Source organism: Methylobacterium sp. J-092 (assembly GCF_022829325.1).
Taxonomy (GTDB): domain Bacteria; phylum Pseudomonadota; class Alphaproteobacteria; order Rhizobiales; family Beijerinckiaceae; genus Methylobacterium.
In genome coordinates, this window is sequence record NZ_JAKSXU010000200.1 from 114921 (window position 1) to 122759 (window position 7839).

General features: G+C 73.4%; 6 protein-coding genes and 1 pseudogene. 1 reads left to right on the top strand and 6 read right to left on the bottom strand.

The window, feature by feature from the left end; all coding sequences use genetic code 11:
- The first annotated feature begins 116 nt into the window (after positions 1-116).
- Entirely contained in the window at positions 117-1835 is a 1719-nt protein-coding gene (locus tag MKK60_RS24675) for a thiamine pyrophosphate-binding protein (protein WP_243988904.1), read from the top strand.
- Between the two features lie 26 nt (positions 1836-1861).
- On the opposite strand, the gene MKK60_RS24680 is transcribed toward MKK60_RS24675, so the two are convergent.
- From MKK60_RS24680 to MKK60_RS24705, 6 genes and pseudogenes are all read right to left on the bottom strand, one after another.
- A complete protein-coding gene (locus MKK60_RS24680; RefSeq protein ID WP_147728234.1) occupies positions 1862-2791 on the bottom strand; it encodes a DMT family transporter in 930 nt (309 codons plus the stop codon).
- Positions 2792-2834: 43 nt separating this feature from the next.
- Complete coding sequence (locus tag MKK60_RS24685; RefSeq protein WP_243988905.1) at positions 2835-4088, bottom strand: arsenic transporter; 1254 nt, start codon at positions 4086-4088, stop codon at positions 2835-2837.
- Between the two features lie 78 nt (positions 4089-4166).
- Positions 4167-5489 (bottom strand): metallophosphoesterase family protein, encoded by a 1323-nt coding sequence (locus MKK60_RS24690; RefSeq protein ID WP_243988906.1) that lies wholly within the window; start codon positions 5487-5489, stop codon positions 4167-4169.
- 19 nt (positions 5490-5508) lie between these two features.
- On the bottom strand, positions 5509-6783 hold the full coding sequence (locus tag MKK60_RS24695) for an MFS transporter (protein ID WP_147728237.1): 1275 nt from the start codon (positions 6781-6783) through the stop codon (positions 5509-5511).
- Positions 6784-6926: 143 nt separating this feature from the next.
- Positions 6927-7358 (bottom strand): hypothetical protein, encoded by a 432-nt coding sequence (locus MKK60_RS24700; RefSeq protein WP_243988907.1) that lies wholly within the window; start codon positions 7356-7358, stop codon positions 6927-6929.
- Positions 7359-7387: 29 nt separating this feature from the next.
- Positions 7388-7839, bottom strand: a pseudogene (locus tag MKK60_RS24705) (hypothetical protein); the annotation flags it as partial.

The following is a 7839-nucleotide window of genomic DNA, read 5'->3' on the forward strand; positions in this document are numbered from 1 at the left end:
CGCGACGGCCTCGTCTCCCGCCGCCGCGCGCAGGCTGCGGCCTTGCCTTCGACGCCCGGCGAACCAGACTTCCCCGCGCGAGGGCGACCGCTCCGGTCCGCACGAGGAAACCGCCGATGGCCCGAACCCGAACCGGCGCGCGCGTGCTCGTCGACCAGCTCCTGGCGCAGGGCGTCGGGCGCCTGACCTGCGTCCCCGGCGAGAGCTACCTCGCCGTGCTCGACGCGCTCTACGACACGGACGTCGACGTGCTGGTCTGCCGGCAGGAGGGCGGGGCCGCGATGATGGCCGAGGCGGCGGGCAAGCTCACCGGCCGGCCGGGCATCTGCTTCGTCACCCGCGGCCCCGGCGCCACCAACGCCGCGTCCGGCCTGCACGTGGCGCAGCAGGACTCGACGCCGATGATCCTGTTCGTCGGCCAGGTCGCCCGCGCGATGCGGGACCGCGACGCGTTCCAGGAGATCGACTACCGCGCGATGTTCGGCACCGTGGCCAAGTGGGTGGTCGAGATCGACGACGCCGCGCGCATCCCCGAACTCGTGGCCCGCGCCTTCCGGACGGCGATGCAGGGGCGCCCCGGCCCGGTGGTGGTGGCGCTGCCGGAGGACATGCTCGACGACGCGGTCGCGGTCGCCGATGCGGGGCCCGTCGAGCCGGCGGAGCCCGCACCCCGCCCGGAGGACGTGTCCGACCTGCGCCGGAGGCTCGACGGCGCGCAAAGCCCGATCGTCCTCGTCGGCGGATCGCGCTGGAACGAGGCCGCGCGCGACGACCTCGTCGCCGTCGCCGAGGCCGAGGACCTGCCGGTGGCGACCTCGTTCCGGCGCGCCCACCTTTTCCCGGCCGACCATCCGCACTACGCTGGCGAGCTCGGCATCGGCCCGAACCCGGCCCTCGTCGCCCGCATCCGCGCGGCCGACCTGCTGGTGATGATCGGCGGCCGGCTCTCGGAGATGCCGGCGCAGTCCTATCGCCTGCTCGGCATCCCCGATCCCGGCCTGCCGCTGGTCCACGCCCACCCGGACGCGAACGAGCTCGGCCGGGTCTACCAGCCGGCCCTGGCGATCCAGGCCGCGCCCGGCCCGCTGCTCGCGGCGCTCCAGGCATCGCCGCCGGCCGTCGCGGCGCGGCGTGGACGCGCGGTCGCGGCGCATGCGAGCTACCGCGACTGGTCGGAGCGACCGGCGGCGACGCCCGGCGCCTTCCAGTACGGCGAGGCGGTGACCTTCCTGCGCGGGCGGCTGCCGGCCGACGCGATCCTCTGCAACGGGGCGGGCAACTTCGCCACCTGGATCCACCGCTACTACCGGTTCCGGGATTTCCGCACCCAGCTCGCGCCGACCTCGGGCTCGATGGGCTACGGCGTGCCCGCCGCGATCATGGCCAAGCGCACGCACCCCGAGCGCATCGTGGTCGCGCTCGCGGGCGACGGCGACCTGCTGATGACCGGCCAGGAGTTCGCGACCGCCGTGCAATACGCGATCCCGGTCGTCGTCGTGGTGCTCGACAACGGCATGTACGGCACCATCCGCATGCATCAGGAGCGCGAATATCCCGGCCGCGTCTCCGGCACGCGGCTGCGCAACCCGGATTTCGCGGCGCTGGCCCGCGCCTATGGCGGCCACGGCGAGCGCGTGGAGCGGACGGAGGACTTCGCGCCGGCCTTCGAGCGGGCGCTCGCCTCCGGGCTGCCGGCGATGCTGCACTGCCTCGTCGACCCGCAGGCGCTGACGCCGACCCAGACGCTCGACGCGATCCGCGCCGGCGCGGTCGCGCAAGGCAAGCGCAAAGGCACGGGTCCCGACACGGGCAGCGAGGGCCCGGACGACGTTTGACGCGCCGTCCGCCGGGGGCCGCATCGTCAGAAGATCGAGATCAGCAGGATGCCGGCCACCATCAGCGCGGCGCCGCCGAGCCGCGCCGGGCCGGCCTTGACCTGCTTCATGCCGACCCAGCCGAAATGATCGAGCGCCACCGAGGTCAGCAGGTTGGCGGTGATCAAGAGGCCGTTGAAGGCGCCGGCGCCGACCGTGTCGACGAACAGCAGGCCGCCGAACACCGCCACCGCGCCGGTGATGCCGGCGAGCGGCATCCACCAGCGCACGCCCTTCACGTCCTCGCGGGTCGGGAGCGGCGTCGGCCGCACCAGGAACACCAGCGCGAACACGAAGACGACGGGCAGGAACGAGACGGTCGCCGCGAGCCAGGGGTTCACCAGGGCGCCGCGCAGCTGGGAGTTCCACACCACGCCCACCGCCTGCAGGATGCCCGCGACGACGATGAACGGGTAGAGCAGCTTCGGGTTGAGGCCGTGGCCCTCGTCCTTCTCCCCGCCCGTGTCGGCGGTGGTGCGGGCGATGAAGAAGACGCCGACGGCCATCAGCAGGCCGCCGAGCCACGGCATCGGCTTGAAGCCGCCGCCCTGCAGCCCGAACAGGCCGAACGCATCCATCGCCAGCGAGGCCAGGATGTTGGCCGTCAGCGTCAGGCCGTTGAACGGCCCGGCGCCGACCTTGTCGATGAAGGCGAGGCCGCCGAACACCGCGACCGCGCCCGCGACGCCGCCGAGCGGGGCGTACCAGGGCATCTTGCCCAGCGTCTCCAGGGTCGGGAGCGGCACCGGCATGATGAAGAACAACGTCGCGAACACGAACACGATCGGGGCGAACGACACCGTCGCCGCCAGCCACGGGTTCACCAGCCGCCCCCGCAGCTGGGCGTTCATGGAGTTGCCGAGCGCCTGCAGGGCGCCGGCGACGAGGATGAAGGGATAGAGCAGGGCGGCGTTCACGGGGGGATCTCCGATCCGAAGGGCTGAGGGCTTGGCCGAGGCGTCAGACGAGGAGCAGGCCGGCGAGCGCCAGCGCCAGCGCCGGCGGCATCACCAGCAGGCCGAGCTTGAGGAAGCGCCAGAAGCCGACATCCTCGCCCTCGCGCCGGATCGCGGTGAGCCAGAGGATCGTGGCGAGCGAGCCGGTGACCGAGAGGTTCGGCCCCAGGTCGACGCCGATCAGGATCGCGGCGGCGATGGTCTTCGAGACGGCCGCGGCGTGCACCGCGGCGCCGGCGAGGAGGCCCGCCGGCAGGTTGTTGACGAGGTTGGAGCCGACGGCGACGACGACGCCCGAGCCCCAGGCGGTGCCGGCCGGGTCGGCCTGGGCGTAGGCCTTGAGCTGGTCGGCGATCATCTTGAGCACGCCGGACTTCTCCAGCGCCTCGACCAGGACGAACAGGCCGGCGACCAGCGGCAGCACGCTCCACGACACGTCCTTCACCACCGCGACGAGGCCGCTGCGCTTGATCGCGAGGACGACGAGGGTGGTGGCCAGCCCCGCGATGAAGGTCGGCAGGCCGAGCTCGATCCCGGCCGCCGACGACCCGATCAGCGCGGCCGCGGTGGCGACGATGCCGGCGCCCGCGACCTTGCCGCCGAGCCCGAGCGACGCGGCCTCGACGTCGGTCGCGATCGCCTGGCGCTTCAGCGTGCCGTTCTGCGTGACGCGAAGGACGAGGTAGGTGGCGACGATGGCCAGCACCGAGGGCAGGCCGAAGGTCGCGAGCCATTCCCCCAGCGGCGGCATGTGGTCGGCGAACACGACGAGGTTGGCCGGGTTCGAGATCGGCAGCACGAAGCTCGCCGCGTTGGCGATGAAGGCGCAGATGAACAGGTAGGGCAGCGGGTTCTCGACCTTCGCCGCCTTGGTCGCGGCGTAGACGGCCGGCGTCAGCACCACGGCGCAGGCGTCGTTCGAGAGGAACACCGTCACCACCGTGCCGACGACGTAGACCAGCAGGAACAGCCGCGTGGCCGAGCCCTTGGCCATCCGCACCGCGATCGTCGCGAGCCAGTCGAACAGGCCCTCCTTCCGCGCGATCTCGGCGAGCAGCATCATGCCGATGAGGAACAGGTAGACGTCGGCCCCCTTGGCGACGCCGTCGAGCGCGTCGTGCCACGGCAGCAGCCCGAGGACGACGAGGAGGACGGCCCCGAGCGCCGCCCAGATCGCCTCCGGCCATCCGAACGGCCGCAGGATCACGCCGAGCGTCGCGGCGCCCGCGATCCCCCAGGTCGCGAGGTTGGGTGTCATGGCCAGTCCAGCGATCACGTCTTGCATCCCCCGGCGCCCCGCGGGGCGCGTCTCGTCCTGAAATCCTGGGTCAGGCGCTCACCACTTGCGCCCGGCCCGGTTGGGCCCGAGCTGGTCGCCGCGCACGCCCTTCTGGAGCGAGCGGCCGACATTCGGCACGTCGCTGCCGGGCTTGCCCGGGATCGCGGGCACGAAGCCGGGCTCGTCGAAGGCGACGACCGGCTCGATCACGTCGGTGTCGACGAAGTCGGGCCCGTGGCCGGACCAGTCCTCGTGCACCGCCTCGACCTGGATGCTGCGCGCGTCCCGCGGCCAGGCCAGCCACGCCGCGTAGGTGCGCCCGCCCGCGTGCGCCATGCGGACCCATGGCCCTGTCCCGACGCGGGCATGCACGTAGCGCGGCGGCGCGTCGGAGAGCACCACGGCGCGGACCGCGATCCGCCCGCGCGCGTCGGCGACCATGCCGGAGGTCTCGGGCGTCGCCGGCCGCGCGGCGACGCGCCGGTCGGCCGGGCTGGTGATCAGCACGAACGGCCACGGGCGGTCGAGCGCCTTGAAGCGCCAGCTCGTGACCGGGCCGTCGATCGCCGCGACCGCGTAGCCGACCGAGCCGTCCTCGTTCTGCCCGACCGAGCGCGCCGCGGCGTAGAGGGTGCGCCCGTCATGGGCGAGCTCGTTGTAGTGGGTATGGCCCATCTCCACGAGGCGCACGCCCGTGGCCCGGAACAGGCCGGCGACGTCGAGGCGGTCGTCGGGCTCGCGCAGGTCGTCGGGGTAGGCGTGCATGAACACCGCGACGGGAACGCCGTCCTCGGCCGCCTGGGTCAGCGCCGCGCTCAGCCACTGCGTCTGGTCGGGCCCCAGGCGGAAATCGAGGCCGATGCCCTTCCGGCCGTAGCCCGGGCTGACGATGTCGACGAACAGGCAGCGGACGCCCTGAAAATTCTCGCACGCGCAGTAATGCGGGATCTCGGCCGGCGGCCAGGTCTCCTCGGGCGACCCCACCGGCGGCTGGTCCAGCGTCCACACCGTCGGAGCCGGCAGGCCCCGCGACGCGACCAGGCCGGCGTGGAACGCCTGGAAGTCGGCCATCGCCCCCTGCTGCCGGTCGTGGTCGCCGGGAATCAGGCGCACCGGCAGGTGCGGATGCCGGGCGAGGGCGTCGGCGAGGATCGCGTACTCGCAGGCCCAGCCGTTCTCGGCGAGGTCGCCGGGCAGGTAGACGAAGTCGAGCAGGTGCTGCGGCGCGATCATTGCGATCTGGTCGAGGATCGCGCGGAAGTCGGCGGCGTTGCGCGTGTCGGGCTTCGTCAGGTGCAGGTCGCCGACGTGCAGGAACACCAGCGGTTCGGCGGTCGGCGTCCCGCGCTCGGCGGCGGTCGGCATGGAGGCGTCGGACATTGCGGGTGGGTCCGTCCGATCAAGCGGTCGCGGGCATCGCGGCCGGCAGGCCGCCGTCCGGGCGGCCTCCGATCGCGGTCGCGTCGCGGGTCTCGGGCATCAGCGCGAGGTAGAGGACGAAGCCGAGCCCGGCGGTCGCCGCCAGCGCCAGGAACGCGGCCGAGTAGCCCGCCGAGACGATGATCAGCCCGGCGAAGGTGGCGCTGAACGCGGCACCGAGCCCCTGCGCCGTCGCCACCGCCCCCTGCGCGGCGTTGAAGCGGCCGCCGCCGCGGGTGAGGTCGGCCACCACCACCGGGAACAGCGCGCCGTAGACGCCAGCACCGACGCCGTCGAGCAGCTGGACGCCGACGAGCCAGAACGGGTTGTCCGACAGCGTGTAGAGCACGCCGCGCAGGGCCAGAACGCCGAAGGCCGCGAGGAAGATCGGCTTGCGCCCGATCGCGTCGGCCTTGGCGCCGACGAACATCGCCACCGGCACCATCACGCATTGCGCGGCGACGATGCAGACCGCGATCAGCGAGGTCGCGTGGTCCTTGCCCGACAGGTGCGTCAGCAGCTGCCCGACCGAGGTCAGCATCGCCGCGTTCGAGAGGTGGAACAGCGCGCACAGGCCGGCGAACAGCACCAGCGGCTTGTTCTTCAGCAGGGTGGCGAAGCCCGACGGCGCGTCCTCCTCGGCGACGTCCTGTTCCTTGGTCATGCCGCGGGCGAGGTCGTCGTCGATGGCTCGCGCCGGCACCAACAGCATCGCGCCGATGGAGCAGACGGCGAGCGCCCCCATCAGCCAGAACACCACGACGGGCCCGAAGAAGTAGGCGAGCCCGCCGGCGAGCGCGGCGGAGACGGCGTTGCCGGCGTGGTTGAAGCCCTCGTTGCGGCCGATCCGCCGCGAGAACATCTTGGGGCCGACGATCCCGAGGGTGATGGCGGCGAGCGCCGGCGGGAAGATCGCCCCGGCGACGCCGGCGACCGACTGCGTCGCGGCGACGAGGTAGAAGTTGCCGATGAACGGCAGCGCGAGGCAGCTCGCCGTCACCGCCAGGGCGGCGGCGATCACCACGGCGCGCTTGGCGTTGGTGCCGTCGATCAGCATCCCGGCCGGCGTCTGCGCGATCAGCCCGGCGATGCCCGCGATCGTCATGATCAGGCCCGTCGTCGCCTCGTTCCAGCCCTGGTCGGGCCCGCGCACGGCGATCAGGTAGATCGCGAGATAGGGCCCGAGGCCGTCGCGCACGTCGGCGAGGAAGAAGTTGAGGGCGTCGAGCCCGCGCAGGGTCTTCGCCGACGGCATCGAACCGGCCGTGCCGTCCCTCGCCCCCGCCTGTGTCGTGCTCACGTCGTCGCCCTCGCTGGTCGGGTGGCCGGGCGGATCGCCTCCGCTCGGCCGGGTGCTCAAGTCGTTGATCGCGCCTGTGTTCCGCCGCCCGGCTGCGATCAGGCCGCCTCGGCCGCCGCCGGCTTCGGCTTGCGGACGGTGCCGTCGTGGTCGACGTGCAGCCGGACGGCCTGCCCGTCCTTCTCGGCCGGCACGTCGAAGTGCTTCGGCCGCCGCTCCGGCTCGCCGGTCACGCGGTAGCCGGCGGCCTCCGCGGCGGCGATCGCCGCGGCCGGATCCGCATCCGAACCCGCAGCCTTCGCCGGCCACGTCACCGCGTGCACCGTGCCGTCGGCGGCGGTGAGGCGCGCGACCTTGATCTCCGACGGCTTGCGCTCGCCCTCCACCGTCACGGCATCGCCGACGCGGAGCGCGATGCCCTCGGCCCCCTTCGACCCGAGGTCGGCGAGGTGTCGCCCGTCGGCGCCTTCGATGGCGAAGCGGTCCCCGAAGATGGCCCAGACGGTTCCGGTGGCGTTCGTCGTCGTCATGATCGTCTCTCTGAGGGGTGGTGGGTCGGTCAGCGCGGCGGCGCGGCGTCCGGCGGCGGCGGAGGGGCGTCCGGCGGCGGGGGCCGCCCCGGATCGATCTCGGTCATCGCGCCGGTGGCGGCGGCGATGGCGTGCGCCTCGATCACGGTGCCCAGCGCGCTGCGGGCGAGAACCCCGCGGACGGTCAGGGCGCGCCCGGCCCGGAGCTCGGCGTTCCAGCGTTCGGCCTCGCGCGGCGGCATCCGCACCTGCGTGCCGTCCGCGAGCAGCACCCCGTTGATCTCGCCGCGCTTGCCGTGCAGCGGCATGGCCACGCGCCCGGTCACCGTCGTCTCGCTGCGGTCGCGCCCGGGCGGCCCGAGGTCGATCACCGTCGCCCCGGTCGCGTCGTTGCGGATCATCGTCCCGTCGACCAGCGGCAGCGCGCGGGCCTTCAGTCCGTGGATGGTGACGCATCCCCGGGGCGCACCGCGAAGGCCAG

What these genes read in the sequence shown, in the direction of transcription:
- MKK60_RS24675 (WP_243988904.1), top strand. Translation starts at nt 117, where the DNA reads ATGGCCCGAACCCGAACCGGCGCGCGCGTGCTCGTCGACCAGCTCCTG.
- MKK60_RS24685 (WP_243988905.1), bottom strand. Translation starts at nt 4,088, where the DNA reads ATGACACCCAACCTCGCGACCTGGGGGATCGCGGGCGCCGCGACGCTC.
- MKK60_RS24690 (WP_243988906.1), bottom strand. Translation starts at nt 5,489, where the DNA reads ATGTCCGACGCCTCCATGCCGACCGCCGCCGAGCGCGGGACGCCGACC.
- MKK60_RS24695 (WP_147728237.1), bottom strand. Translation starts at nt 6,783, where the DNA reads ATGCCGTCGGCGAAGACCCTGCGCGGGCTCGACGCCCTCAACTTCTTC.
- MKK60_RS24700 (WP_243988907.1), bottom strand. Translation starts at nt 7,358, where the DNA reads ATGACGACGACGAACGCCACCGGAACCGTCTGGGCCATCTTCGGGGAC.